This window comes from Pseudomonas sp. PGPR N4, from assembly GCF_059693665.1.
In genome coordinates, this window is record NZ_JCAUKV010000001.1 from 171,184 (window position 1) to 196,485 (window position 25,302).

At 62.4% G+C, this 25,302-nt stretch carries 23 protein-coding genes; 9 read left to right on the top strand and 14 right to left on the bottom strand.

Translation table 11 applies throughout. The features are described from left to right. Nucleotides 1–76 precede the first annotated feature (76 nt). The 3 genes from AC58X1_RS00670 to AC58X1_RS00680 form a co-directional block, all read right to left on the bottom strand. Entirely contained in the window at nucleotides 77–2,416 is a 2,340-nt protein-coding gene (locus AC58X1_RS00670; RefSeq protein WP_497428748.1) for a TonB-dependent siderophore receptor, read from the bottom strand. 137 nt (nucleotides 2,417–2,553) lie between these two features. Next, the gene (locus tag AC58X1_RS00675; protein ID WP_497428098.1) at nucleotides 2,554–3,525 is read right to left on the bottom strand and encodes a FecR domain-containing protein; all 972 of its coding nucleotides are present in this window, start codon (nucleotides 3,523–3,525) and stop codon (nucleotides 2,554–2,556) included. Then, nucleotides 3,522–4,043 (bottom strand): sigma-70 family RNA polymerase sigma factor, encoded by a 522-nt coding sequence (locus AC58X1_RS00680; protein ID WP_497428099.1) that lies wholly within the window; start codon nucleotides 4,041–4,043, stop codon nucleotides 3,522–3,524. Before AC58X1_RS00680 ends, AC58X1_RS00675 begins: the two co-directional genes overlap by 4 nt. 159 nt (nucleotides 4,044–4,202) lie before the next feature. On the opposite strand from AC58X1_RS00680, the gene AC58X1_RS00685 reads away from it, so the two are divergent. The 4 genes from AC58X1_RS00685 to AC58X1_RS00700 all read left to right on the top strand — a co-directional run bounded on the left by AC58X1_RS00685 (nucleotide 4,203) and on the right by AC58X1_RS00700 (nucleotide 8,549). Next, complete coding sequence (locus tag AC58X1_RS00685) at nucleotides 4,203–4,724, top strand: sigma-70 family RNA polymerase sigma factor (protein ID WP_150572992.1); 522 nt, start codon at nucleotides 4,203–4,205, stop codon at nucleotides 4,722–4,724. Then, nucleotides 4,721–5,680, top strand: a complete 960-nt coding sequence (locus tag AC58X1_RS00690; RefSeq protein WP_497428100.1) for a FecR domain-containing protein — start codon at nucleotides 4,721–4,723, stop codon at nucleotides 5,678–5,680. The genes AC58X1_RS00685 and AC58X1_RS00690 overlap by 4 nt, the downstream gene beginning before the upstream one ends. Before the next feature lie 92 nt (nucleotides 5,681–5,772). Beyond that, complete coding sequence (locus tag AC58X1_RS00695; protein ID WP_497428101.1) at nucleotides 5,773–8,247, top strand: TonB-dependent siderophore receptor; 2,475 nt, start codon at nucleotides 5,773–5,775, stop codon at nucleotides 8,245–8,247. A gap of 14 nt (nucleotides 8,248–8,261) precedes the next feature. Continuing rightward, nucleotides 8,262–8,549, top strand: a complete 288-nt coding sequence (locus tag AC58X1_RS00700) for a hypothetical protein (protein WP_497428749.1) — start codon at nucleotides 8,262–8,264, stop codon at nucleotides 8,547–8,549. Between the two features lie 88 nt (nucleotides 8,550–8,637). Here AC58X1_RS00700 and AC58X1_RS00705 read toward each other — a convergent pair whose 3' ends face one another. After that, nucleotides 8,638–9,846 (bottom strand): MFS transporter, encoded by a 1,209-nt coding sequence (locus AC58X1_RS00705; RefSeq protein ID WP_497428102.1) that lies wholly within the window; start codon nucleotides 9,844–9,846, stop codon nucleotides 8,638–8,640. Between the two features lie 135 nt (nucleotides 9,847–9,981). Between AC58X1_RS00705 and AC58X1_RS00710 the strand changes: the two genes are divergently transcribed. From AC58X1_RS00710 to AC58X1_RS00720, 3 genes are all read left to right on the top strand, one after another. Next, nucleotides 9,982–10,569 carry a TetR/AcrR family transcriptional regulator gene (locus AC58X1_RS00710; RefSeq protein ID WP_101318549.1) on the top strand — a complete coding sequence of 196 codons (588 nt, stop codon included), beginning with the start codon at nucleotides 9,982–9,984 and terminating at the stop codon, nucleotides 10,567–10,569. A 194-nt stretch (nucleotides 10,570–10,763) separates the two neighbouring features. Beyond that, complete coding sequence (locus AC58X1_RS00715) at nucleotides 10,764–11,747, top strand: DUF1852 domain-containing protein (RefSeq protein WP_497428103.1); 984 nt, start codon at nucleotides 10,764–10,766, stop codon at nucleotides 11,745–11,747. 27 nt (nucleotides 11,748–11,774) lie between these two features. After that, nucleotides 11,775–12,797: a methionine synthase gene (locus AC58X1_RS00720; RefSeq protein ID WP_312390402.1), complete on the top strand. Its 1,023-nt coding sequence runs from the start codon at nucleotides 11,775–11,777 to the stop codon at nucleotides 12,795–12,797. Between the two features lie 30 nt (nucleotides 12,798–12,827). On the opposite strand, the gene AC58X1_RS00725 is transcribed toward AC58X1_RS00720, so the two are convergent. From AC58X1_RS00725 to lysA, 4 genes are all read right to left on the bottom strand, one after another. Beyond that, complete coding sequence (locus tag AC58X1_RS00725; protein ID WP_497428104.1) at nucleotides 12,828–13,502, bottom strand: anti-sigma factor; 675 nt, start codon at nucleotides 13,500–13,502, stop codon at nucleotides 12,828–12,830. Continuing rightward, a complete protein-coding gene (locus AC58X1_RS00730) occupies nucleotides 13,499–14,095 on the bottom strand; it encodes a sigma-70 family RNA polymerase sigma factor (protein WP_497428750.1) in 597 nt (198 codons plus the stop codon). Before AC58X1_RS00730 ends, AC58X1_RS00725 begins: the two co-directional genes overlap by 4 nt. 94 nt (nucleotides 14,096–14,189) lie before the next feature. Further along, nucleotides 14,190–14,783: a fasciclin domain-containing protein gene (locus tag AC58X1_RS00735; protein WP_181108367.1), complete on the bottom strand. Its 594-nt coding sequence runs from the start codon at nucleotides 14,781–14,783 to the stop codon at nucleotides 14,190–14,192. A 176-nt stretch (nucleotides 14,784–14,959) separates the two neighbouring features. Beyond that, nucleotides 14,960–16,192, bottom strand: coding sequence for a diaminopimelate decarboxylase (gene lysA, locus AC58X1_RS00740; protein WP_497428105.1), 1,233 nt, complete (start codon nucleotides 16,190–16,192; stop codon nucleotides 14,960–14,962). A gap of 119 nt (nucleotides 16,193–16,311) precedes the next feature. On the opposite strand from lysA, the gene AC58X1_RS00745 reads away from it, so the two are divergent. After that, complete coding sequence (locus tag AC58X1_RS00745) at nucleotides 16,312–17,226, top strand: LysR family transcriptional regulator (protein WP_497428106.1); 915 nt, start codon at nucleotides 16,312–16,314, stop codon at nucleotides 17,224–17,226. On the opposite strand, the gene AC58X1_RS00750 is transcribed toward AC58X1_RS00745, so the two are convergent. The 6 genes from AC58X1_RS00750 to AC58X1_RS00775 form a co-directional block, all read right to left on the bottom strand. Next, nucleotides 17,213–18,742, bottom strand: coding sequence for an MDR family MFS transporter (locus tag AC58X1_RS00750; RefSeq protein ID WP_497428107.1), 1,530 nt, complete (start codon nucleotides 18,740–18,742; stop codon nucleotides 17,213–17,215). The genes AC58X1_RS00745 and AC58X1_RS00750 overlap by 14 nt on opposite strands. Next, the gene (locus tag AC58X1_RS00755) at nucleotides 18,732–19,877 is read right to left on the bottom strand and encodes an HlyD family secretion protein (RefSeq protein ID WP_497428108.1); all 1,146 of its coding nucleotides are present in this window, start codon (nucleotides 19,875–19,877) and stop codon (nucleotides 18,732–18,734) included. Before AC58X1_RS00755 ends, AC58X1_RS00750 begins: the two co-directional genes overlap by 11 nt. Beyond that, on the bottom strand, nucleotides 19,874–21,313 hold the full coding sequence (locus AC58X1_RS00760; RefSeq protein WP_497428109.1) for an efflux transporter outer membrane subunit: 1,440 nt from the start codon (nucleotides 21,311–21,313) through the stop codon (nucleotides 19,874–19,876). The genes AC58X1_RS00755 and AC58X1_RS00760 overlap by 4 nt, the downstream gene beginning before the upstream one ends. A gap of 104 nt (nucleotides 21,314–21,417) precedes the next feature. After that, a complete protein-coding gene (locus AC58X1_RS00765; protein WP_150569541.1) occupies nucleotides 21,418–22,131 on the bottom strand; it encodes an AraC family transcriptional regulator in 714 nt (237 codons plus the stop codon). Between the two features lie 173 nt (nucleotides 22,132–22,304). After that, nucleotides 22,305–23,102 carry a class I SAM-dependent methyltransferase gene (locus tag AC58X1_RS00770; RefSeq protein WP_497428110.1) on the bottom strand — a complete coding sequence of 266 codons (798 nt, stop codon included), beginning with the start codon at nucleotides 23,100–23,102 and terminating at the stop codon, nucleotides 22,305–22,307. Nucleotides 23,103–23,222: 120 nt separating this feature from the next. Continuing rightward, complete coding sequence (locus AC58X1_RS00775) at nucleotides 23,223–24,449, bottom strand: MFS transporter (RefSeq protein WP_181108430.1); 1,227 nt, start codon at nucleotides 24,447–24,449, stop codon at nucleotides 23,223–23,225. A gap of 242 nt (nucleotides 24,450–24,691) precedes the next feature. Here AC58X1_RS00775 and AC58X1_RS00780 point away from each other — a divergent pair, with 242 nt between their 5' ends. Beyond that, complete coding sequence (locus tag AC58X1_RS00780; protein ID WP_150572980.1) at nucleotides 24,692–25,258, top strand: nucleotidyltransferase family protein; 567 nt, start codon at nucleotides 24,692–24,694, stop codon at nucleotides 25,256–25,258. Nucleotides 25,259–25,302: the final 44 nt, after the last annotated feature.

Genomic DNA, 25,302 nt, shown 5'->3' on the forward strand with positions numbered 1-25,302 from the left:
CGCGTTCCAGCATACCTGATGACCCTGGTCGCATTCGAGTAGGGCAGTAGGTGGGGGTTGAGTCCCCAGGCCAACCTCAGAAGCTGTACTTGAAACTGGTCATCAGATTGCGCGGCGCGCCGTACACGCTATACAACCCGGACTGGCTGTAATACTCGCGATCGAACACGTTATTGATGTTTAGCGCAGCACTGAGGTTGCGGCTGATGTCGTAGCGAGCCATCAGGTTGGTAACCGCATAGCTGCTCTGGCTGAAGGTGTGCAAGTCAGCGCCAACCTTGCTCTGCCAGTTCACCCCGCCGCCAATCGTCAGTTTGTTCAGCGGCCCGTGCAGCCGGTAGCTGGTGAAGGTCTTCACGCTGTTGCGCGGCAGGTTGGTATTGATGCGCTGGTCATCGGCATCGGTGGTCACCGAATAGGCATAGCCGGCGGACGCCTGCCAGCCTTCGGCCAGTTCGCCGTTCAGTTCCAGCTCGATGCCTTTGGAGGTGGTGTCCTGCTCGGCACTGTAGACGTTGTCGTGCTGCCAGATGGCAAGGTTGTCCTGCTCCAGCTTGAACAGCGCAAGGCTTGAGTTGAGCTTGCCGTCGAGGTGCGAGCCTTTGATGCCGATCTCGTAGCCGACGCCTTCCATCGGGTCGAGCGGGTTGTTGCCTTCGTCGGTCACCCACGACGCTTGCGGGTTGAAGATCTTGGTGTAGCTGGCATACAGCGACCAGGTCTGATCAAGGTCGTAGACCACCCCGGCATACGGGATGAACACGCCGCTCTCTTTGCGCTTGACCTCGGTCTCGGCGCCGCCGTAAGGGCGCTCCGAGGTGTCGCGCTGCCAGTCGATCAGGCGGCTGCCGAGGATCAGGCTGAGGTCTTCGCTGACGCTGAAGCGCGAGGTCAGGTAGGCCGCGTACTGGTCTTCATCGATCGACGACTTGCCGCTTTCAGTGAAGTTGGGCTTGGCCGAGTTGCCGTCCCAGTCGAACAGGTTGTCGATCGCGCCGGCAGGCGAGCCGGCATAGTCATAGCCCCAACCGCCCCAGCCGGGCACGCTTTCCTTGTACTGGGACAAGGTCATACCGGTGATCAGCTCGTGCTCGCGGCCGAACAGGCTGAAGGGCCCGGTGGCGTAGACATCGAGGTTGTCCTGGCGTGGCGTACCGGAGAAGCGCACGGGCAGTTGCGATAGGCCGCTGCCGTCGGTATTCAAGTCGCCCATGGCGAAGTTGAACACTTCATCGAACTTATTTTCGGCGTGGGTCAGCTCGATCTTGCCGCTCCAGCCGTTGCCCAGTTGCTGTTCAATGGAGGTGAAGAAGCTGGTTTGCTCGTGGTCGTTGTAGGACCAGTCCGGGGCGGCGTTGAGCGAGCGCTTGAGGCTGGTGCGCTGGCCGGTGCTGAAGCGCGACGGCAGGCCCGAGCGCAGCGGCGAGTCGACGTCGCTGCGCAGGTAGCTGAAGCCCAGGGTCAGCAGGGTGTCTTCAGTCAGGTCGAACTCGGTGATGCCGTAGATCAGCTGCGACTGCGAAGAGTAGCGGTCGATCCAGGCCTTCTCGGTCTTGTAGTCGGCGACGAAGCGGCCGCGGATGTTGCCCGCGTCGGTCAGCGGCCCCGAAACGTCGAAGCCTGTGCCGTAGCGGTCCCAGGTGCCGGCCTCGCCGGTGATGCTGGCCTGCGCATCGGCTGTCGGGCGCTTGCGGATCAGGTTGATGGTCGCCGACGGGTTGCCCATGCCGCTGATCAAACCGGTGGCGCCGCGGACGATTTCGACGCGGTCGTACATCGCCATGCTCTGCGAGTAGTTGTCCAGACGAGTGTTGGTGGGCACGCCGTCGACCTCGTAGTTCTGGATGGCAAAGCCGCGTGACCAGTACGAGTCGCTCTCGGCGCCGAGGCCGTCGCGCACGACGATGATGCCGGGGGTGGCCTCGAGGGCATCGGTGAGGTTGGTCAGGCGCTGGTCATCGAGGCGCTGGCGGGTCATCACGGTGAGCGACTGCGGGGTTTCCTGCGGGGTCAGGTTGAGGCGGGTCGAGCTGCTTGACGAATAGGTGGTGTAGAGGCCGGTGCCTTCGGTGGTCGAGCCGGGGGCTTTGCCGGAGATGGATACCGCGTTCAGCTCCATCGCGCCGCTGCTGCTGGCTTGCAGGGTGTAGTTGCCGTTGGCACTGCGGCTGGCCTCCAGGCCACTGCCGGCAAGCAGCATGGCCAGGCCCTGGTCAACGTCGAAGTTGCCGTGCAGGCCGGCGGTGCTGCGCCCGTCGGTGAGGGTGCTGGGGTAGCTCAGCAGAATATGGGCGGCCTGGCCAAAGCGGCTCAGGGCTGGCGCGAGCGGGCCGGCCGGGATGTCGAAGTCGGCCTGGGCCTGCTCGGCGGCGCTGGCCCAGGTGGGCAGCATCAGCAGCGGTGCGGTGGCGGTCATGCAGGTGATGGCCTGGACCACGGCGCCGGCCAGTTTATGCTTGAGATTCACGCGTTGTTCCCCGATTGAATGGATTGTCTGGGGGTTAAGTCTCGCGAGAATCAAAAAGGGACCACCCTTGCGCAGAATTTTTTGCGTCAGGCGATGCGTGGCTTCAATGTCACCCAGTATCGGGTGAAATGCTCGACCTCAAGCTGCAGGGTGTTGGCCACGGCGAGGATGACCTTGTCGGTGTCGGCCAGCGGGAAGGTGCCGGATACACGTAGCCTGGCCAAAGCGGGATCACAGGCCAGATGGCCGCGGCGGTAACGGCTCAGTTCAGCGATGAATTCTGCCAGTGGCTGGTTTTGAGCGACCAGCATGCCCTGGCTCCAGGCTGGGGCGGCGAGCGGTTCAGGTTGCCGGCTGACTAGGCCGGTTTCGGCAAAACTGGCCCGCTCGCCGGCTTGCAGGGTGATCGGCGGGTGTGCCAGCAGGGCAGGGCTGAGCACCAGCGTGCCGCGGTAGACGCTGATCTGAGTAACGCCTGCGCGTTGCCTGACGCTGAACTGCCCCAGTTGCGCCTCAAGCCGGCCCTGAGCGGTGTGTACCGACAGCAAGTGCCCGGCGCCGGCGCTGCTACGGGTGATCAACAGCTCGCCGCGCAGCAGTTGCAGCCGCCGCTGGTTCTGTTCGATGGCGACGTTGACCGCCGTGTCAGTGTTCAATTGCAGCTCAGTGTCATCGGCCAGGCTGATGCGCCGTTGTTCGCCGACCCGGCTGTGATAATCAGCGCTGAAGTCTTGCACCAGGGCCGTGTCCTTCATGTACCAGGCACTGGCGCCGGCGGCCATCAACACACTCAGTTGCTTGAGCACCGCGCGCCGCGACGAGCCTGGGCGCAGCGCCGCCTGGGCCAGACGGCGCTGGCCCGGATTACGCAGGTCGCCCATGCGCTGGGCGAATGCTTCGGCGCGTTGCCAGGCATGTTCATGCATCGGCTGCGCCTGCCTCCAGGCCATCCACGCGGCGAGGGTGGCCGGGCTGACCTCAGGTTCCTGCAACTCGAAATGCCAGTGCATGGCCTGCTCGGCCACTTCTGCAGCAATTGGCGCGGTGCCGCTGGTCACGGCAGGTCCAGGCTGTCATCGAGGACGATGCACCGCGCGCTGGCTTTGATGATGTAGCGCTTGATGGTAGTTACCGACAGCTTGAGCCGGTCGGCAATCTCGGCGTGGCCGAGGCCATCGACCTGCGACAGCAGAAACGCCTCGCGCACCGGCCGCTCCAGGCTTTCGAGCATGGCGTCGAGGGCGATCAAGGTTTCGAGCAGGATTGCCTGGGTTTCCAGGCTTGGCGCAACCGGCTCGGGCATTGCCGCCAGCGCTTCGAGATAGGCGCGTTCGATTTTCTGCCGGCGGTAATGGTTGCACAGCACGCTCTGCGCCACCTTGGCGAGAAAGGTCCGCGGTGCGTGCAGCGCTGGCAGCTGCTCTTTGGCCAGCAGGCGCATGAAGGTGTCCTGGGCCAGATCCGCTGCGTTGTGCGAGCAACTCAGGCGTTGCCGCAGCCAGCCCGTCAACCAGCTGTGTTGCTGACGGTAGAGCACAGCCACGTTGCACAGGGCAGGTTGGGGGGATGGGAGCATGATCTGCAGGCGCCGATGGGAAGTGTCGCAAACGATAATGCTTATCATATATACGGCTCGGGGCGATGCGCAACAGGTGCGAATCGGTTGGCTATTGCAAAGCTACTGGCCACCGCACGACAATAAGAGTCATTACCACTCGCGAAACGTTCTATTGCCATGTCCGCCAATGATGCGTCCCTGCACACCGCCGTCAATGACCTGTACTGCGAGCATCACGGCTGGCTCAATCGCTGGTTGCGCCAGCGCCTGGGCAATGCTTTCGATGCCGCCGATCTGACCCAGGACACCTTCGTGCGCGTGCTCAAGGCGCGCAGCGCCCTGGAGATCCGCGAGCCGCGGCCGTACTTGTCGAGGATCGCCAACGGTTTGCTGATCGACCTGTTTCGGCGCCGTTCGCTCGAACAGTCCTACCTGCAGGCACTGGCCGCCATGCCTGAAGCGCTGCAGCCGTCTCCGGAAGAGCAGGCGATCATGCTGCAGGCGTTGGTCGAGATCGACCGCTTGCTGCAAGGCCTGGGGCCCAAGGTCAAACAGGTGCTGATCCTGTCGCAGTTCGACGGCCTGAGTTACCCGCAGATCGCCGCGCAGTTGGGTATCAGCCTGCGCAGCGTCAACAAGCATATGGCCAAGGCCATGGAGCACTGCTGCTTGATGCAGATCCAGATGCAGCTGGCATGAGCCTGACCCTCGCTGAACGGCAAGCGATCAGCGCCGCAGCGCGCTGGTACGCAGCGCTGCAATCAGGGGTCGCTACCGACGCCGAGCGGGCGGCCTGGAACGCCTGGCTGGTGGCCGATCCTGTTCACCTGCAGGCCTGGCAGCGTATGACTGCCGTTGCCGAGCAGATGGCCAGCGTGCCAGGTGCGGTGGCGGCACCGGCATTGCGTGGCCTCGAACGCTCGCGCCGACAGGTGCTGCGCAGCGTCATGATCCTGGTGCCTGCTGCGTCACTGGGTTGGCTGAGCTGGCGCAGTGATACGCCGCAGCAGCTGTTTGCCGATTTTCGGACCACGGTTGGTGAGCGTCGCCAGTTTCAGTTGGCGGATGGCAGCAGCCTGTGGCTGAACACCGATTCGGCAGTCAACGTGAGGTACGACGGCAGCCAGCGTCTGCTTGATTTGCTGCAGGGCGAGATTTTGATCAGCACGGCCCCTGACGCTGCGCAGCGGCCGTTCAAAATCCACACCCGTCACGGCGAGGTACTGGCGCTGGGCACGCGCTTCATCGTTCGCACTCACGAGCAGAACGCCGAGGTCGCCGTAATCGAGAAGGCGGTAGAGGTCCGCACGGCCAGCGCTGGCGCAGCCATTCGGGTCGAAGCGGGGCAGCGGCTGGACTTCAATAAACGCTCGTCGGGGGCTGTGCAGCGCAGTGATGCCTCCGTGGGCGCCTGGCAGCAGGGCAGCATCATTGCCGTGGAGCGGCCGTTGGCTGAGCTGTTGGCGGATCTGTCGCGTTATCGCCGCGGCGTGCTGCGTTGCGATCCGCAGATTGCCCGGATGAAGGTCTCCGGAGCGTTCCCGGTCGATGACACCGACCTTGCCCTTACCGCACTGGAAAGTGGCCTGTCGCTGCGGGTCACGCGCTTCAGCCGCTACTGGGTGCATGTCTCGGCAGCGGCCGTGTCCCATTGAAAAAAATTCGCAGGCATGTGCACTTTTTACCGACGCCGTTCGGCTCATCCCCCAATACGTTTTATTGAGCAATGTTCAGGGGGAGGGTAGGCATGTCTGCAATGCACAAGCGGGGTCGTCTGGCGACCGCAGTCAGGGCTGGTTTGTTGGCCGCAAGCATGGCCAGTGTATGGTCGACGGCAACAGTCGCCGCTCCGGCGCAGGAGCAAGGCGCGGCGCGGGCGTTCGCGATTGGCCCGGACAGCCTGACCGAGGTACTCGGCCGCTTCGCCAGCGCAGCGGGTGCTGCGATCTCTTTTGATGGCCGCCAAACAGCCGGGCTGCAGTCGCCAGGGCTCAATGGGCAGTTCAGCATTGGCGAAGGTTTTGCGCGGATTCTTGCCGGCAGCGGCCTGCAGGCCGAAGCGCAGGCTGACGGCACCTATGTGCTGCGTGCTGCGCCCGCTACTGGTTCGGCAATGGAGCTGGGCGCCACCACCATCAACGGCCAGGTGCTTGGCGCCACTACCGAGAACAGCGGCTCGTATACTACCGGCGCGGTCACGATCGGCAAGGGTGAGCACTCGCTCAAGGAAACACCGCAGTCGGTCACGGTGATGACCCGCAAGCTGCTCGATGACCAGAATCTCAACACCATCGACCAAGTCATGGAAAAGACTCCGGGCATCACCGTGTATGACTCGACCATGGGTGGAAAATACTTCTACTCTCGCGGTTTCCGCATGTCGGGCCAGTACCAGTACGACGGCGTGCCGCTGGACATGGGCAACCTGTACGTGCAGGCCGACAGCTTTAGCAGTGACATGGCCTATTACGACCGGGTCGAAGTCCTGCGCGGCGCCGCCGGCATGATGAAAGGCGCGGGCGGCACCGCCGGTGGCGTCAACTTTGTGCGCAAGCGTGGCCTGGCTGCTGCCCACACCGATGTCACCCTGTCGGGCGGCAGTTGGGACAATTACCGTGGACAGGTCGACACGGGCGGCCCGCTGAATGCGTCCGGCACGCTTCGCGGCAGGGCGGTGATCGCGCAGCAGAGCCGGCACTACTTCACCGATGACGCCAGCCGCAAGGATCAGGTCTATTACGGCGCACTCGATTTCGATCTCGGCCCTGACACTACCCTGGGCCTCGGTGTCGCCTATGAAGACGTCGACGCCAATCCATGCTGGGGTGGCTTGCCGCGCTATCGCGATCGCAGTGACCTAAAGCTGAGCCGCTCGACCTGCCTGGACCCTTCGTGGAATACCTGGCGCAGCCAACGCACTACCGTATTCAGTGACCTCAAGCACCAGTTCAATGATGACTGGCAGCTCAAGGTCGCCAGCGTCCATTCAACAAACACCCAGGATATCAAATACGCTTTCGCCTCCGGCGCTGTTACCCCCGGCGTCGACACCACCGGTATGCTCGGCAGCATGTATGACTACGACCAGGTCGGCTATGGTCTGGATGCCTATGTCGATGGCAAGTTCGCAGCGTTTGGCCGGCAGCACGAGTTGGTGTTCGGCGCCAATGCGAGCCGCGCCGACAAGGACGACTTCTATTCGGTCGCGTTTCTGCCGCAACGACAGAATGTATTCAACCCTGACAAGAATATCCCTGAGCCGGATGACAGCTACTTCATCGACAATGCGTCGCGCGGTGGCCCGGTCAAATCGGTTACCAAACAGAAAGGCGTGTACTCGACGCTGCGCCTGAAACTGGCCGATCCGCTGACGCTGGTGGTCGGTGGACGGGTCAGTTGGTACAGCTCAGAGACCGATTCGGAGTTCCTCAACGGCGTTGCCCCACAGCATTCGCGCAGCCGCGAGACCGGCCAGGTGACCCCGTTTGCCGGCGTACTGCTGGACCTCAATGACAACCTGACGGCCTACGCCAGCTACTCGGATATCTTCACCCCGCAAGGCAATTACCGCGATGAAGCCGGATCGGCGCTCAAACCGTTGGTAGGCCAGAGTTACGAGTTGGGGATCAAGGGCGCCTGGTTCGACGGTCGCCTCAACAGCGCGTTCAACCTGTTCCGCACCCTCCAAAAGGACCAGGCGCAGACGGATTACTTTTCGTCATGCCCGTCTTCCGACGGCTATTGCTATGTCAACGCCGGTAAGGTTCGTGCGCAGGGTTTCGAGGCTGAAATCAGCGGCGAAGTCATCGAGCGCCTGCAACTGATGGCGGGCTATACCTACACCCAGACCAAGACCCTCGACGACATCGACGCCAGCCTCAACGGCGCAGCGTTCAACAGCTATGTGCCGCGGCATGTACTGCGGATGTGGGGTGAATATGCCTTGGGCGGGGCGCTCGAGCGCTTCACGGTTGGGGCAGGGGTGAATGCGCAAAGTGACAATTTCCGCCTGTCGCCTGCCAGCGGCGAGAAAATCACCCAGGCAGGTTACGTGGTCTGGAATGGACGGATCGGTTACCGCATCGATGACACCTGGTCGCTGGCACTGAACGCCAATAACCTGTTCGACAAGCGTTACTATGCAACCATCGGCACCGAGGCGTTCGGCAACTACTACGGTGAGCCGCGCAACTTCATGGCGTCGGTGAAGGCGAGCTTTTGATCAAGGAGACTGCGTTGATGGATCGGGCCTATTGGCTAGCGCTAGGTGGTCGCGCGGCGCAGGATATTTATGCCTGGTCGGCGTTCGTCGCGGCCACGGAGTTTCTCTGGCAGGACGCTGCGCTGGTCAAGGACAGCGATGCCTGGCAGGCGCTGTGGTTTGAACTTGAGATCGTCAATGCGCTGGCATTGGCCGAGTGGGATGAGCAGGGGCGACCTGGAGACTGGTCGGTGCGCTGGGGTAAAAATTATCAGCAGGATGCGGCTGAGCTGGCGGGGCGGTTGCTAGCGCTGTTGGAGTGATCCGGATTTCGACATGGGGGCTGCGCGGCAGCCCCCAACCATCCAACGGTCTGTTATCAAGGCGCGCCAGTTAGGTGGCGCGAACCGTTCACTCAGTCATCAGCGCAGCCGTTTGCTGGCTGTGCAGCTTTCGCGATGCCTGCAGTGCCACCAGCAGCACTGCACAGGCGGCCCCCAGGGCCAAGGCAAATCCAGCGTGGACACCCGCGCCGTCAACGATTCGCCCGGCACCCGCTGCGCCCATAGCCACGCCAACATTCAGCCCAGCCAGCAGCCAGGTCATGCCCTCGGTCACTTGCTGTTCAGGGACCAACCGCTCGATCAGGGTCATCGCCACAATCATGGTGGGTGCGAAGCACAGGCCCGCCACCAGTACTGCGGCAGCCAGGGCAGGGATGCTGCCCGCAAGCATCAGCGGCAGCGTAGTTACGGCTGTAGCGGCTGCACCGATGAGCAGCTGTCGATGCAGCGCAACGTTCGTCTGCAAAACGCCAAACAGCAAGCCGGACGCGCAAGAGCCGAGCGCATATGCGGCCAGGACCACGCTCGCAGCTGCCGGGCGCTGAAGCTGCTCGGCGAATGCCACGCTGGCGATATCGACGGTGCCGACAATGATGCCCATGCACACCATCAACAGCGTCAGCAGACGCACGCTGCCCAGGCGGATGACCGAGCATGATGGTGTAGCCAGATTATCGGCAGCAGCAACGCCTGGCTCGGTGGCACGTTGAAGCAGCAGCGCAGTCACGCCAAGCGCCAACACGCTTGCGCTCAGCAACAGCGCAGCTTCTGGAAACACCGCCACAGACAAGCCGACTGCAAGCGGTGGGCCGAGGATGAACGTCACTTCGTCAAAGACCGTTTCCAGCGAATACGCCGTTTGCAGGCAGGGCTGGCCGCGATAAAGGGCGGTCCAGCGGGCCCGCACCATCGCCGACATGCTTGGCATGAATCCGGCGAGCAGAGCTGCGATGAACAAACACCAGACTGGCGCCTGCCACCTGGCGCTGGCGGCCAGCATCAACAGGCCCACCACGCTGATCGCGGTCGCGACCGGCAGCACGCGGCGTTGCCCATGCAGATCAACCAGCCGCGACAGCTGCGGCGAGAGCAGGGCGTAGGTCAGCACAAAGGTCGCCGAGACCAGCCCTGCCAGGGCATAACTGCCGTAGAGCTGGGATAACAGGGTGATGATGCCGATACCGGTCATTGGCAGAGGTAGCCGCGCCAGCAGGCCTGCGGCGGTAAAAGCAGTGCTGCCAGGTGCGGTGAACAGTGCTCGATAGGTGGGGGCCATGGGGATCTCCTGAAATGCCGACTTGCATGTGCATTGCCCATGCAGGGAAAATACATACGCTGTGTATGAAAGCGATCGTATATTCATACGATGCGTATGTAAATCATCATTCAGGCCGTAGCCAGGAGAACGCAGATGGTTCGTCGCACCCGTGTCGAGATGGAAGAAACCCGCGCAGCCTTGCTCGCCACCGCGCGCAAGGTGTTCACCGAGCGTGGCTATGCCGACACTTCAATGGATGACCTGACCGCCCAGGCGGGCTTTACCCGCGGCGCGCTATATCACCACTTTGGTGACAAGAAAGGGCTGCTGGCGGCGGTAGTCGAGCAGGTCGACAGCGAGGTGGACGCACGGCTGCAGGCCATTTCTGATTCCGCTGAGAACCCCTGGGAAGGCTTCAGCGGTCGCTGCCAGGCCTATCTGCAGATGGCCCTCGAGCCGGAAATCCAGCGCCTGTTGCTGCGTGATGCCCGAGCGGTGCTGGGCCCTGCCTCGGCCGAGGCGCAGCGCCACTGTGTCGAGTCGATGACGGGGTTGATCGATGAACTGATGGCGCAAGGCGTAGTGGCCGAGGCGGACTCGGAAGCGTTGGCATCCTTGATCTATGGCAGTCTGTCGGAAGCGGCGTTCTGGATCGCGGAGGGCGACCAAGCCTCCCGTAGGCTGGAGCGGGCCAGCGCGGCATTGGAGTTGCTGCTGCGCGGTTTGCTGCTTAGAGCATGATCCAAGGACCTCTGGATACCTGCATGAATATGCCTAATGATGCTGTGAAATCGTTTCATTAGTTTGCACACAACCAGCAACCTAGACTACGTCCTACTTAGTTACGCGATAAAACTGAAGCCCGAGTTGCCCACTGCTGGAAATGTGCGTTCGGGTTTCGGGTTTCATCTCGCTCAACAGGATGTCAGGTTGCGATGAATAACCAGTTTGCCTTTACCCTGAAAAGTCTTCGTTTCGACGAAAACTATCAACCCTGCGAAAAGACCCGCATTACCACCAACTTCGCCAATCTGGCGCGCGGCAGCAACCGCCGGGAGAACTTGCGCAATACCCTGCAGATGATCGACAACCGCTTCAATGCCTTGGCCCATTGGGACAACCCGACAGCGGATCGCTACAGCGTCGAACTGGACATCATCTCGGTTGAAATGGACCTCGGTGCACCTGACAGCGCGCGCGGCCTGCCGTTGATCGAGATATTGAAAGCGACCGTAGTGGATCGCGTCACCGGCGAGCGTACCCAGGGCATGGTGGGCAACAACTTCTCCTCCTATGTGCGCGATTACGACTTCAGTGTGCTGTTGTCGCAGCACAACAAAGGCGCGTCCGAGTTTGCCGTTCCGGAAAACTTCGGCGAGCTGCACGGCAAGCTGTTCCAGCACTTCGTCACCTCCAGCGCCTACCGCGAGCACTTCGCCAAGCCCCCGGTTATCTGCCTGAGCGTTTCCACCAGCAGGACGTATCAGCGCACCGACAATCACCACCCGGTGCTGGGTATCGAGTATCGCCAGGATGATTACTCGCTGACCGATGAATACTTCAAACAGATGGGCTTGAAGGTGCGTTACTTTATGCCGCCCAACAGCGTTGCGCCGCTGGCGTTTTATTTCTCGGGTGATCTGCTGGCCGATTACACAACGCTTGAGCTGGTCAGCACCATCAGCACGATGGACACCTTCCAGAAGATCTATCGTCCCGAGATCTACAACGCCAATTCCGCAGCGGGCAAGTCGTACCGGCCAAGCCTGCAACATGAAGATTATTCATTGACGCGCATCGTCTATGACCGCGAAGAGCGCAGCCGGCTGGCGCAAGAGCAGGGCCAGTTCGTCGCCGAACACTTCATCAAACCTCACCGCGCTGTTCTCGAACAGTGGGCCGCCAACTACGCGGTTTGAGCCGTTAACAAAGCAAGGTTATCTACCGTGAAAAAACTGCTACCCACTTCGACTGCCGGCAGCCTGCCGAAACCCTCCTGGCTGGCCCAGCCCGAAACACTCTGGTCGCCCTGGAAGCTGCAAGGCGATGAACTGACTGAGGGTAAACAGGATGCTCTGCGTCTGTCGTTGCAAGCGCAGCAACAGGCGGGCATCGATATCGTCAGTGACGGTGAGCAAACCCGTCAGCATTTCGTCACCACGTTCATCGAGCATTTGAGCGGGGTTGATTTCGAAAAGCGCGAAACTGTCAGGATCCGTGACCGTTACGATGCCAGCGTGCCAACCGTCGCAGGCGCTGTTGCGCGGACAAGACCGGTGTTTGTCGAAGACGCCAGGTACCTGCGCCAGCTGACCGATCAGCCGATCAAGTGGGCACTGCCGGGCCCCATGACCATGATCGATACGCTCTACGACAGCCATTACAAAAGTCGTGAAAAGCTGGCGTGGGAATTTGCCAAGATCCTCAATCAGGAAGCCAGGGAACTGGAAGCGGCCGGCGTCGACATCATTCAGTTCGACGAACCGGCCTTCAACGTGTTCTTCGACGAAGTCAACGACTGGGGCGTTGCTGCCCTGGAGCGGGCAGTCGAAGGCCTGAAGTGCGAAACCGCGGTGCATATCTGCTACGGCTACGGCATCAAGGCCAACACCGACTGGAAGAAGACCCTCGGCTCGGAATGGCGTCAGTACGAAGAGGCGTTTCCGAAACTGCAGAAGTCCAGCATCGACATCATCTCGCTCGAATGCCACAACTCCCATGTGCCAATGGACCTGATCGAGCTGATCCGTGGCAAGAAGGTAATGGTCGGCGCGATCGATGTCGCGAACCACACCATCGAAACGCCCGAGGAGGTGGCCAACACCTTGCGCAAAGCGCTGCAGTTCGTCGATGCCGACAAGCTGTACCCGTGCACCAACTGTGGCATGGCGCCGTTGCCCCGGCAGGTTGCCCAGGGCAAGCTGAGCGCGCTGAGTGCGGGTGCAGAGATCGTTCGCCGAGAGCTCTGAAGCCCCTGCCGGGCCAGTGGCGGGTCTGGTCTACAGATCCGCCAGCGCACCTTTGTACAGTACCGGCCCGGTCGGTTGACCGGTCGGCGAGCCGCCTTTGGGTTCAAGGCTGATCGCCAACACCACGGCCTTGCCGAGCAATCGGCTCTGGGCCTGATCAAGCTTGAGCGTGCTGCGGCCAGTCGCGGCGATCACCCCGAGCGAGACCGGCTTGCTGCCCGCGGCGATCGCCCAGAGTTGCAGGCTGTGCGCCGGGGTAATTGCAGTCAGTGCCAGCGCTTCGATGTGCAACTGGTCTGCACCAGCGTCAATCCGGAACACAGCCTGCGCAGTGTCACTGCGCAGGGTGGCGCGGTAGCGGCTGTCGTCGAGGTTGTGGATCACGCCAAACACCACGGCCACCGCCAGCGCACAAGCCACCACGCCGATACGCAGCCCGTTCCACCACCCGCGTTTAGCCGGTTCAGTGACCGGCTGCGGTTCGATGTGTGCCCTGATCCGCTGCCAGACATGCTCCGCAACGGGCGACTCTGGGATAGTCTCGGTCATGCTGGCCAGGCAGGTTTGCCACTGGGCAAGCTCTGCACGCAGCGCCTTGTCTTCAAGCAACAGCCGTTCAAAGCGCCGCTGCGCCAGCGCCGGCATCAAACCGACGGCGTAGTCGCCAGCCAAGGCACGGCGCAGGGCAGGGGTTTGATAGTTCATGATTCAAGGCACCTGCGCAGGCGCTCCATACCACGGCGGATCCACGACTTGACCGAGCCCAATGGAGCCTTGAGGTGGACGGCGAGTTCGGCACAGGACAAACCCTGGAAATACGCGACGGCGATCGACTGGCGTTGCATGCCTTCAAGCGTGTCCAGGCAGCGGTTCAGCGCGCTAGCCTCGCGGGCAGTGCTCAATTGCTCATGCGCGGAAGGACCTTGATCCTCCAGCAGCTGCGCTTCGACATCGCTCAGCGAGCGTTCACGTTGCTTGCGCAGGTGATCCACGGCCTGATTGCGAGTGATGTTGATCATCCAGGTCATTGGCGCGGAAATGTGCACCTGGTAGCGGGAGGCGTTATGCCAGATGCGCACGAAACTCTCCTGCAGCACATCTTCAGCCAGATCGCCGCGCCCCATGAAACGCAGGGCAATCCCGTGCAAGCGCGGGCTTACACTGCGATAGAGCGTTTCGAAGGCGCGTCGGTCGCCCAGCGCAGTGGATGCCAGGAGCTGCGCCAACTGGTCACTTTCGGCGATTGAGATAGCTGTTCTCCAGGCAATCGGTTGAGTGATGCGAGGCTTCGATTGCAGTCAGAGAATAGTGTAGGAAATGGGGACGGGCCATTCACTGAGCGGCGCCTGGCCAATACCGCCGCACCCCGTCCGATGGGCGCGGCGGCAGGGCTCAGCCTTTAGGCATCAGGACCTTGTCGATTACCTGGATCACGCCGTTGGACTGGTACACGTCGTAGGTGGTGATGTCGGCCACGTCACCCTTTTCATCCTTGAGGGTGATGTTGTGCGGCCCGTTCATCATCGCCCACAACTTGCCGCCCGCCACGGTGGTCAGTTCGGCTTTGCCGCCGCCCGCCTTGATCTTGGCGGCAAGGGCAGCCATGTCGAGCTTGCCGGCAACGACGTGATAGGTGAGCAGTTTGCTCAAGCTGGCCTTGTTTTCCGGTTTCAGCAGCGTGTCGACAGTGCCCGCGGGCAATGCCGCGAAGGCTGAGTTGACCGGCGCGAATACGGTGAACGGGCCTTTGCCTTTGAGGGTGTCGACCAGCCCGGCCGCTTTCACTGCGGCGACCAACGTAGTGTGATCTGCAGAGTTCACCGCGTTGTCGATGATGTCCTTGCTCGGCAACATGCTCTGGCCGCCCACCATGACGCTGTCCTGGTTCATGCTCGCCGCTTGCGCGGTACTGATGGTGAAATTACCGGCGAAGGCGAGCGTCAGCAGGCTGGCGACCAGCTGCGTTTTCAATGCAGTGCGTTTCATGGTGGTGATCCTTGCAGGAAGTATCGGCCAGGAAGGTCTGTCCGTGCTTGATATACGCGGTGGGTGGCGGGTTGGATGCAGTGGGGCAAGTTTTATTTTCAGGGCGGGACAAGCGTGTCGCTTGGCGCTGGTGAAATGTCGCTGATCGGCCCGGCCCGAGTCGATCAGCGTGGTTCTTACAGTTCCAGGTCCAATAGCGCCTGAATGGTTTGTCGGCGCCTGATCAGACGAATATCGCCATCCTCGATCAGCACTTCGGGCAACAACGGCCGACTGTTGTAGTTCGACGACATGGAGGCGCCGTAGGCCCCTGCGTCGTGGATCACCAGCAGGTCGCCGACACAGGCCTGGGGCAACAACTGCGCCGCCAGCCCGTGCTCGTCCTGGGTGAAAACATCGCCCGACTCGCACAGCGGGCCAGCCACCTGAGTCAGTTGCAATGGCCGCTCGACTGGATTGCCGTTGGCATCAAACACTGTCATCCGGTGATAACTGCCATACAGCGCCGGGCGCAGCAAATCGTTGAAGCCGGCGTCGACCATGATGAAGCGGTTGCCGCCCATCTGCTTGACCGCACGCACCTCGGTCACCAGGTAGCCCGACTCGGCAAGCAAGAACCGCCCCGGCTCGATCTCCATGCGCACGCCATGGCCAAGCATTGTTTCGATCTGGCTTTTCGCCGCTGCCCAGGTCCGGGCATAGCGCTGGATGTCGACCGGAGTGTCGCCGTCCCGGTGGGGTACCGATAACCCGCCGCCGATCGAGAACGCCTCGATATCCATGTTCAGCCGGCCGACCAACTTGACCATCGCCTGGGCGACCTGCTCCAGGTGCGCATAATCCACACCTGAGCCGATGTGCATGTGCACGCCCACCAGGTGCAGGCCGTGAGCGCGGATGCAGTCGAGGGCCTCGCCAAGTTGCTCGTGCCAGATGCCATGCTTGCTGTTTTCGCCGCCGGTGTTGGTCTTGCGGCTGTGGCCGTGGCCGAAGCCCGGGTTGATCCGCAGCCACACCCGGTGCCCGGGGGAGCATTCGCCCAGCTGTCGGAGCATGTCGATTGAGCCCGCATTGACCTCGATGCCCGCTTCGACCACCCGCGCCAGCGTCGCGCGATCCAGCACATCGCTGGTCAGTACCAGCTCTGCTGGCTGCCGATCGAGCGTGGCGCCTGCAGCCAGGGCCCGTTCGATTTCGCCCAGTGATACCGCATCCAGGGCCAGGCCTCGCGCGCGCATCAGGCGCAGGATATGCAGATTCGGGTTGGCTTTCTGCGCATAGCGAACCAGATCGAAGCCTTGCAACTGGTCGATCCTGGCGTTGATGGTGTTTGCGTCGTAGGCCCACAACGGCGAGCCATGGCGGCGAACTGCGCTGGCCAGCAAGTGGAAGGGGGTGGATTCAGGCATGGGGTAATCCTTGTACGGGAGGGGCCCAAGGTTGCGGTAAGCGACGTATTTATAAAAATAGCTTTTTATGTGTCAGCAATTCATATCTGATATGGCAATTCTGCTGCGTCGGTGCCGCTGTGAAGCTTACATTTCGTCATATCGAGATCTTTCGGGCCATCATGTCAGCCGGCAGCGTGACCGGGGCTGCACGCCTGCTGTTCACCTCGCAACCTACCGTCAGCCGTGAACTGGCGAGGTTCGAACAACTGGTGGGGTTGAGCCTGTTTGACCGCGAAGCAGGACGCTTGAAGCCGACGGCGCAGGCGTTGCTGCTGCTGGAGGAAGTGGAGCGGTCGTACATCGCTCTGGAGCGTATCGATCGCTGCGCCCAGGCCATTCGCAATTTTGAGCAGGGCAGGTTGGCGATCACTTGCCTGCCACTGTTTTCGCAGACGTTACTGCCAGAGGTGTGCCAAAGCTTTCATCAACACTACCCCGGCGTGAGCGTGCGGATCGAAGCGCAAGAGTCGCCACTGCTGGAAGAGTCTCTGATTGCACAACAGCATGACCTTGGGCTCACCGAGGTCGAGCAAACGCCACACGGGACCGTCGCTGAGTTGTTGTTCAGCGCAAGCATGGTCTGCCTATTGCCGGATCAGCACCCGTTGCTCGACAAGCGCCAGCTTGAGCTCAGTGACTTTCACCAGGTTGATTTCATCAACCTCTCCAGCCTGGATACCTATCGCCAGCAGCTGGATCAGCATTTCAGCGCGGCAGGCGTCAACCGGCGCACCGTCATCGAGACGACCAATGCCGCCTCGGTATGCGCGATGGTCAGGCAAGGGCTGGGCGTGGCAGTCATCAATCCGCTAAGTGGCCTGGACGCTGCGCGCAGTGGCCTGTCGATACGCAGGCTGAGTGTCTGCGTACCCTACAAAGTGATGTTGGTTCGCCCAGACCACCGCCCCGGCTCGGCGGCGGTCGATCGTTTCTGCCAGGCAATGCGGGCGCAAGCGCGCAAGCTGAGTGATGCCTTGGCTACGGGGCTGTAGATTCCTTTGCCCGTTCCGAGCGCAGCAGCAGGGCCGCGACTGCGCAGGCGGTAAGCGCCAGGCACGACACATAGAATGCATCGCTGTAGGCCATCAGGTAGGCCTCGCGGCGGATCGTCCCGGCCAGCCCTTCGAGCAGCTGTTGCTGCTGCAGCAGCCAGCTCTGCATCGGTTGGCCGATACGCTCCTGCAGGGCGGGCGAGAACAGCGTGACGTGCTCATGCAAGCGCTCGCTATGCAGCCGTTCGCGGCTGGCGACGATCTGCGTCAACCCCGCCGTACCGATGGCCCCGCCGAGGTTGCGCAGCATGGAAAACACCGCCGAGGCTGAGCCGGCCTGGCGCTTGTCCAGGCCAGCGACGGCCAGCACCGACAACGCCACCATGATGAACGGCTGACCAATGCCGCGCACCACGGTCGAGGGAATGATCACGTTGTTGCCGGCATCGGCGCTCAGCCACGCGCCCAACCAGCAGCCCAGTGCCATGATCAAAAAGCCGCTGGCGACCATGAACTTGGCACTGGTCCAGCCCATCAGGCGGGGCATCAGTGGCGCCAGCAGCAGTTGCACCACGCCGTAGGCAATCAGCGCCACGCCGACCTGATGGGCGCTGAAACCCTGCAGCTGCGACAGATAGTTGGGCACCAGAAAGACCAGGCCAAAGGTAGCCGCGCCAAAGATGAACATCGCCGCGCTGGCCACGCCGAAGTTGTAGTGGCCGAGCAGGCGCAGATTGATGAAGGCACGTGAGCCAAACAGCTGGGTCGCCACGAACAGCACCAGCGCAACGGCGGCAATCAGGCTGAGGCCGGCGATCAACGGCGAGCTGAACCAGTCGAGGCGGCCGCCTTCTTCCAGCACGATCTGCAGCCCGCCCAGGCCGATGACCATGGCGGCGATGCCCAGCCAGTCGCCTTGGCGCAGGCGCGCCAGCTGCATCGGCTTGGCTTCGATCGACCAGGCGATGGCGAGCAGCAAGGCAATACCCGGCACCAGTTGCAGGTAGAAGATCCAGCGCCACGAAAAGGCGTCGGTGAGCCAGCCGCCCAGCGACGGGCCGGCGGCTTGGGCGACGCTGTTGGCCAGGCTGAACAGGGCCATGCCCATGGCCATCTTGCGCGCCGGTAGCTCGGTGATAATCAGCTGGAACGACAGCGGAATCAGCACCGCGCCAGCCGCGCCCTGAATGATCCGGATGAAAATCATCGTCTCCAGATTGGGTGCCGCCGAGCAGGCTACCGAGGCGAGCAGAAAGATAAACGAACCGGTCCACATCACTCGGCGCAGGGAGAACACTTCGACCAGCCAGGCGGTCAGCGGGATCATCACGATTTCTGCGACCAGATAGGCCGTGGATATCCATGAGCCTTCTTCAAAGCTGGCCCCCAGTGAACCCCGGATCTCGGGCAGCGCCGCGCTGGTGACGTGTACGTTCATGCCGGCCATGAAGCAGCCGAACAGCCCCGCCATCACTGCCACCCAGGCACGCAACGATACCGGTTGCTCAGTGCTCATCGGTGCTTGCCCCCGGGCGCGTGTCGACCCGTGTCGCAACCGACATGCCGGGCAGGATCGGCAGATCCGGCAACGGTTGATCGAGCAGGATGCGTACCGGGAAGCGCTGCACGATCTTGGTGAAGTTGCCGGTAGCGTTATCGGACGGCAGCAGCGCGAAGACATTGCCGGAGGACGGCGACAAGCTCGCTACATGCCCTTGCAGGTCGTGGTCGGAAAAGCTGTCGACCGCGATACGTACCGGCTGGCCGGGGCGCATGTGCTCCAGCTGGGTTTCCTTGTAGTTGGCCACGACGTAGGCCTGCTGCAACGGCACCACTGCCAGCAGCGGCTGGCCTGGCACTACATATTGCCCGGCACGAACTCGGCGTTGGCCGACCACCCCGGCGATCGGGGCGCGAATCACGGTGTCTTGTTGATCCTGTTCGGCCAGCCGTTGTTGGGCTTGCGCGCGGGAAAGGGTCGCTTGGCACTGCTGGAGTTCGGCATCGACCTGCGCGGCGCGCAGTTTGGCCATGTTCAGTTGCGCTTGCTGTTGCTGCAGCGCGGCCTGGGCGACTTGCTCGCCCGCTTGCGCCTGGCTGGCCTGGCTGGTGGCGGTTTCCAGCCGTTGCGCGGTGGCGGCGTGGTCACGCACCAGTTCGCGATAACGCTGGACATCGAGCTGGCTGCGGCGTGCTTCGGCCTTGGCGCTGCGCAGGGCGGCCTGCGCCTGGAGGATGGCCTGGCGTTGCAGGGTGATCCGCTCGGCCGCCAGTTGCTGGCTGGCAGCGGCTGCGAGCAGTGCCGCCTGCGCCTGGGCAACACCGGCTTTTGCCTGATCAAGGCGGGCGCTGTAGTCGCGATCGTGCAGGCGCACCAGCACGTCTCCGGCCTTGACCGGTTGGTCGTCTTCGACTTCAACGGCCGCCACATTGCCCGCCACGCGCGAACTCAGCGCCACCCAGTCAGCCTTGATGTAGGCGTCATCGGTGCTCTGCAGATAGCGGCCTGTGGTCCACCAATAACTGGCCAGCGCCACCAGCGCGACCACGGTCACGGCGAGCGCTAGCGTCAGCGCCAGGCGCCGCCGGGTTGTGGTTTTACTGCGCTGCTCGGCAGCGTTGGGCACGGTGGGTTGTACGGCACTGTTCATGGTTGGGTTCCGGTTTTACTGATGGGTGCCTGCCAGCGGCCGCCGAGGGCGCGCAACAGGTTGATCTGGGCCTGGGCGAGACGACCTTGGGCGTCGACCTGGCGAGCGCGCAGGCGTATCAGCTCGCGTTCGCTGTCGAGCAACGCCAGGCCGTCGAGGGCGCCGGCGCGGTAATTGAAGTCGGCCAGTGCATGCGCACGTTGACCGTGCTCCAGCGCAGCGGTGACGGCCAGCAGGCTTCGCCGCTCACCGTCGAAGCGAGCGAGGGCCTGGCGCACATCCTTCAATGCGGCCAGCGCGACGCCTTGATAATGAGCCCGTTGGGCCTGCTGCAAGGCTTCGGCCTTGCGCACTCGGGCGCGGTTGGCGCGCACGTTGGGGAACTGCCAGGTGATCAGCGGGCCGATGCCGAACATCACAGCGCGGCTGTCGCCGAGGTGACCGAGGTGTTGGTCGGCAGCCGTCAGCGAAGCGCCAAAGCTGACCTTGGGGTAGAGGTCGGCGGTGACGATCTCGACGTCCAGCCCGGCGGCGCGCAGCTCACGCTCGGCCTGGCGCACATCCGGGCGGCGTTCGAGCAACTGCCAGCCATCGCCGAGCGGCAGCGCAGCCGCCAGCGTGGGCGGGCTGTCGCAGGTTATGGCCTCTGCCGGCGCAGCCTGGCCGCTGAGCATGTTCAGCTCGTACAGGGCCATCTGCCGGTGCGCTTCGAGCAACGGTAATTCGGCGCGCAGCTGCTCTCGCAGTGCGAGCAGGCGCTCGCGGTCCAGCTCGGTGGCGATGCCCGCTTGCTGCTGGCGTTGGCTGAGTTGCACGCTGCGCGCAAGGCTGCGCAGGGATTGCCTGGCCTGGTTCAGACGGGCGCTGAAGGTGCAGTGATGGACGTAGGCACGGCTGGTTTGAGTGACGACATTCAGGCGCACCAGGTCCAGTGCTGCGGCGCTGGCGTCGGCCTGCACCGCGGCGCGCTCGATGGCAGCGCGTACCTGCCCCCAGATATCGACCTGATAGGCCAGCTCGATGCCCGGATTGAGTTGCCACTGCGCCGAGGCGTGGCTGTCGGTGGCTTTGGCCAGGGTCTGATCATCGGCAGTTTTACCGTATGTGGCTGCCAGGCCAAGTGCAGTGGCGGGCCAGCGTTGGGCGTCGAACTCGGCAATGCCCGCCAGCATCGCCTGTACGTTGGCTTCGGCCTGGGCCAGGTCCTGATTGCGCGCCAGGGCGCGCTGTACCCAGCGGTCAAGCTGCGGATCATTGAACAGCCGCCACCAGTCCTCGGGCAGGGCCTGCCTGCTGGTACCGATGGGCACGCTGGCCAGGGCATGAATCTGCAAGGGGGGCGGCGCGGGCACAGGTTGCCGGGCGCAGGCAGTCAGCGCACAGAGCATGGCCAAGGCAAGCCGGGTAGGGCGGGGGGAGGATTGGCGTAAAGGCATCACAAATGTCGCATCAGGGGCTGTGATGCGAGGTTACTCAGCGCGCCCGCTGCGCCGCTGCCGCAAGCGCGCCAACCATGCGTGCAAACGGGACAACCTGCTGGCTAGTCGCTGCTGCCCAGCAGGCGCAACTGCCAATCGCTCGGCGCCTGACCGAGCGTGCGCTTGAACATGGCCGCAAAGGCGCTGGCGCTTTCGTAACCGTGCTCCAGCGCCACCGTCAGGATCGGCTTGCCCTCGGCGAGCTTCTGCTGGCTGAGCATGACCCGCGCGCGAGTCCGCCATTCGCCATAGGACATGCCCACTTCCCGCTGAAACAACCGCGCCACGCTGCGGGCACTGAGGTTGAGCTGCGTGCCGCATTGCTCCAGGGTGAGGTCTTGGGCCGGGTCGTCGAGAAAGCGCTCGCACCACGCTCGCAGCCGCGCATGCTGCGGCATCGCTACGAAGGCATCGAGGTGGGCCGCGTTGGCCAGTTCGTGTTTGATCAGGGCGCGGATGTGCTCGCCGTCCTGCCGGTCGGGCAGGCGTGACGCGGCCAGGATCAATTCGCGCAGCAATCCGGAAACGACGATCACCTGACAGCGGTCGATGTGCGCTTCAAGCAGCAGCGTGCGCATGCGCACCTGGCCTTGCATGGCGATCGCGTGGTCGACCCCGGCCGGTACCCACAGGGCATGCCCGCCGGGGATGACGTAGTTACCGCCGTCACTGCTGACACGCATGATGCCGCTGGCGGCGTAGATCAGCTGGTCTTCGCCGTGGCAGTGATGGGCAACGTGCTCGCCGTGTTGATAATCCCTTCCCAGCGTTTGCATGGATCGCTCCGTTTGACCGGATCTGATTATACCGTTGGCTGGTGGTGGTTTATTGCAACATGTTTCTTTCGGGGGATTTATTCTGCCTGAATTTCGCTTTTTTAGAGCGTTTATCGGTTGCCCATTGCTTTTTGTCGCAATCAGCGTGCGCTTGTTCCTGCTTGCGGTTGCAGCTATTTCACTGCCAGCAAGGTGTAACACATCGGCACCTGCAGCTCGTTGCTCTCATAAACGTCATAGAGCTCTTCGCGGTTCGAGTGCGGGTATTCGGTGAACGCCTGCAGTTGCAGCGACGCTTGCAGCACAGCGGTGACGATGTCGCTCATGCGGTGGATGTGCCAATACGACGTCACCCCATTCGCCTCACCCTGGCCCTCATAAACAATGGCCTTATCCTCAACCACAGGCTCGGTCTGGAAGTAGCTGCCGCTGATGCGCCAGGGGTCGTTGGACTCAGGTTCGAGCATTTCCAGGAACGGGTGAGTTTCGTAAATTGCCAGCGTCCCGCCCGGCTTCAGCGTGCTGGCAGCGTGGCGGAAGAACGCGGATAGATCGGGCATCCAGTTGAGCACGCCGATGGTGATCAGCACCAGATCGAAGCGCCCGTTCATCGAGGCTGGTAGCTGGTGGATGTCGGCCTCGATGAACTCGACAGCGTGGGGCGACCTTGCGGCGAGTTCATGGGCTTGCTGCAGGAATGCGGCGGACTGATCGACGCCGACCACATGCTCGGCGCCTAGCGCATACAGCGAGAGCGCTTCGCGGCCATTGTTGCAGCCCAACTGCAGTACCTGTTTGCCGCGAAGGTCTACTTGCTTGAGCAGCGCCGTGAGTGTCGGGTCCAGGCAGGAGAACTGTGCATGGGCAACCTCCGTCAACAAGCTCTGCCAGGTGGCACCGTTGCGATGCGCATCGGCAGAGGCGTTCCAGGCATCGCGGTTGCTTTCGATCATTTGCTCGAACGAAGGCATATTCGGTTTCACTCCATGAGAGTGCCGGTGATCAGGCCGGCTGGTTGCTCAGTGAGCACGGTAGTGAGGCGTAACGCAAGTTACAAACCCACCGAGCAGCGAGTACTTCGGCTTTCAAATCTAGCAGGGCTGTGCCGCCAGGTGGTTGCTGACCTTGCGGCCCAGCACCAGCACCGTCATGAAGCCGCAGGCGACCAAAGCAGTTGCCAGGCTGAGCAACGCTGCCGTACCCAGCTGATCGACGATCTGCCCACCAAAGAACGAGCCTAGCGCAATGATCACCTGGAACATCGCCACGAACAGCGGCATGCCGCGTTCGACGTCCTTGGGTGCAACGATGAACATCCAGATGCTGGCGCAGGCCGGGAACGCACCGAAGGCGAAGCCCCACAGCGCAATCAAGATGGCCGCGCCGGTCATGCCGGTGGCGAAGTGGGGGAACAGTGCAGTGCTGATACCGATCATTACAGCCACCAGCATCAGGGTATGACGCACGCTGCGGTTGGCGGCAAAGCCGGCGAAGATATTGCCCAGCACACCGGCCACGCCGTACAGCAACAGCAGCGAGCCAATGGTCGGCCCGTCGAAGCCGGCATTCTGTTTGAAGAACGGCGCCACGTAGGTGTATGCCGCAAAGTGCGCCAGGCCAATCAGCAACACGGCAATCAGGCCAATCCGCGCCTGCGGATTGATGAACAACGCCGGCAGGTCACTGACGCGGATAGCCTTTTCTGGATTGAGCCGCGGTAGCAAAAGCACCTGCGCCAGCAGCACCGGAATGCCCACCAGTGCGGTCACCAAGAAGGTCATGCGCCAGCCCATCAGTCCGCTCAGCCAGGTACCGACCGGCACGCCGAGCACGGTGGCCAGGGTTACGCCGACCATGATGATCGAGGTCGCCTGTGCCACGCCGACACCCTTGGGCGCGAGGCGGCCACTCAGGGCAATCGCGGTGGCCCAAAAGCCACCGATACTGATACCCAGCAGCACGCGGCCGAACAGCAGCAGGCTGAAGTCGCTGGCGTAAGCCACCACTGCGTTGGCGATGATCATGATCAGGGTCAGGCCGATCAGCAGGTAACGGCGGTCCATAGTGCCGATGCCGACTGACAGCAGCGGGGCAGCGAGGGCCGCCATGATGCCCGGCACGGTGACCATCAGCCCGGCGTGGCCGGCGCTGATGCCCAAGTCGCGGGCGACGTCGTTGAGCACGCCCACTGGCAGAAACTCGCTGGTAACCAGGGCAAATGCGCCCACAGCGACCGAGAGGATCGCCAGCCACTGCTGTGCGACGCTTTGTTGATTGTGTTCAGGGAGGCCGCTAGGGGCCTGGCTGGCGCTTGGCATGGTGCTTGGTTCCAAGGATGAGGTCGCCTTGAGCAGGCGGGAGAGGGCGGATTGGCGGGCATTATAGAAGTCGCCTGCGGCAAGCGGGCAGGCGTGCGGTTCGATAGTAATCATCAGTGGTATCGATGAAAGGTGCTGAACAGAGCGGCTGCCGGCGTCGGGTATTCACGCTTGCCGTGGCGTGCTCTGGGAGCGGTAGAATTGAGCGAGCGCATCGACTTACGCCAATATGGACGGCGACTATGAATCAAGTGACAAACCAGCACCTGTTGACGATCATCCAGACCAATGCGATCAACCAGCAACTGTTGACGCTGCTGCCGACGTTGCAGCTCCCGGACTGCATGCTGGTGGCTGGGTGTCTGTTCCAGACCTTCTGGAATCACCAGGCAGGTCAGAACGCCGAATGGGGCATCAAGGACTACGACATTGCCTACTTCGATAGCGATCTTTCCTGGGAAGCAGAGGATCGCGTGATTCAGCGTGTGCACGAGGCCTGCGCGCACCTTGGTGTCAACGTCGAAGTGCGCAATCAAGCCCGTATTCACCTTTGGTACAAAACCAGATTCGGTGCTGACTACCCGCAGCTTCGCAAGGCTACCGACGGCATAGACCGCTACCTGATCGCCTCGACCTGCGTCGGCGTTGATGTATATACCGGCGAGCTGTACAGCACCTACGGGCTGGATGATTTGCAGCACAACGTCCTCAGGCTCAACCCACTCAACCCGCTGGCTGGTTTGTTCAACGATAAGGCAGCAAGTTATCGCCAGCGTTGGCCTTGGCTGAAACTGGCAGATCAGCATTGACAGTGCCGGTCACCCCCTTACAATCGCGCCCCCTCGATTTAGCA

What these genes read in the sequence shown, in the direction of transcription:
- AC58X1_RS00695 (WP_497428101.1), top strand. Translation starts at nt 5,773, where the DNA reads ATGTCTGCAATGCACAAGCGGGGTCGTCTGGCGACCGCAGTCAGGGCT.
- AC58X1_RS00690 (WP_497428100.1), top strand. Translation starts at nt 4,721, where the DNA reads ATGAGCCTGACCCTCGCTGAACGGCAAGCGATCAGCGCCGCAGCGCGC.
- AC58X1_RS00780 (WP_150572980.1), top strand. Translation starts at nt 24,692, where the DNA reads ATGAATCAAGTGACAAACCAGCACCTGTTGACGATCATCCAGACCAAT.
- AC58X1_RS00755 (WP_497428108.1), bottom strand. Translation starts at nt 19,877, where the DNA reads ATGAACAGTGCCGTACAACCCACCGTGCCCAACGCTGCCGAGCAGCGC.
- lysA (WP_497428105.1), bottom strand. Translation starts at nt 16,192, where the DNA reads ATGCCTGAATCCACCCCCTTCCACTTGCTGGCCAGCGCAGTTCGCCGC.
- AC58X1_RS00710 (WP_101318549.1), top strand. Translation starts at nt 9,982, where the DNA reads ATGGTTCGTCGCACCCGTGTCGAGATGGAAGAAACCCGCGCAGCCTTG.
- AC58X1_RS00680 (WP_497428099.1), bottom strand. Translation starts at nt 4,043, where the DNA reads ATGCTCCCATCCCCCCAACCTGCCCTGTGCAACGTGGCTGTGCTCTAC.
- AC58X1_RS00705 (WP_497428102.1), bottom strand. Translation starts at nt 9,846, where the DNA reads ATGGCCCCCACCTATCGAGCACTGTTCACCGCACCTGGCAGCACTGCT.
- AC58X1_RS00760 (WP_497428109.1), bottom strand. Translation starts at nt 21,313, where the DNA reads ATGCCTTTACGCCAATCCTCCCCCCGCCCTACCCGGCTTGCCTTGGCC.
- AC58X1_RS00735 (WP_181108367.1), bottom strand. Translation starts at nt 14,783, where the DNA reads ATGAAACGCACTGCATTGAAAACGCAGCTGGTCGCCAGCCTGCTGACG.
- AC58X1_RS00715 (WP_497428103.1), top strand. Translation starts at nt 10,764, where the DNA reads ATGAATAACCAGTTTGCCTTTACCCTGAAAAGTCTTCGTTTCGACGAA.
- AC58X1_RS00750 (WP_497428107.1), bottom strand. Translation starts at nt 18,742, where the DNA reads ATGAGCACTGAGCAACCGGTATCGTTGCGTGCCTGGGTGGCAGTGATG.
- AC58X1_RS00725 (WP_497428104.1), bottom strand. Translation starts at nt 13,502, where the DNA reads ATGAACTATCAAACCCCTGCCCTGCGCCGTGCCTTGGCTGGCGACTAC.
- AC58X1_RS00775 (WP_181108430.1), bottom strand. Translation starts at nt 24,449, where the DNA reads ATGCCAAGCGCCAGCCAGGCCCCTAGCGGCCTCCCTGAACACAATCAA.
- AC58X1_RS00770 (WP_497428110.1), bottom strand. Translation starts at nt 23,102, where the DNA reads ATGCCTTCGTTCGAGCAAATGATCGAAAGCAACCGCGATGCCTGGAAC.
- AC58X1_RS00670 (WP_497428748.1), bottom strand. Translation starts at nt 2,416, where the DNA reads ATGACCGCCACCGCACCGCTGCTGATGCTGCCCACCTGGGCCAGCGCC.
- AC58X1_RS00685 (WP_150572992.1), top strand. Translation starts at nt 4,203, where the DNA reads ATGTCCGCCAATGATGCGTCCCTGCACACCGCCGTCAATGACCTGTAC.
- AC58X1_RS00765 (WP_150569541.1), bottom strand. Translation starts at nt 22,131, where the DNA reads ATGCAAACGCTGGGAAGGGATTATCAACACGGCGAGCACGTTGCCCAT.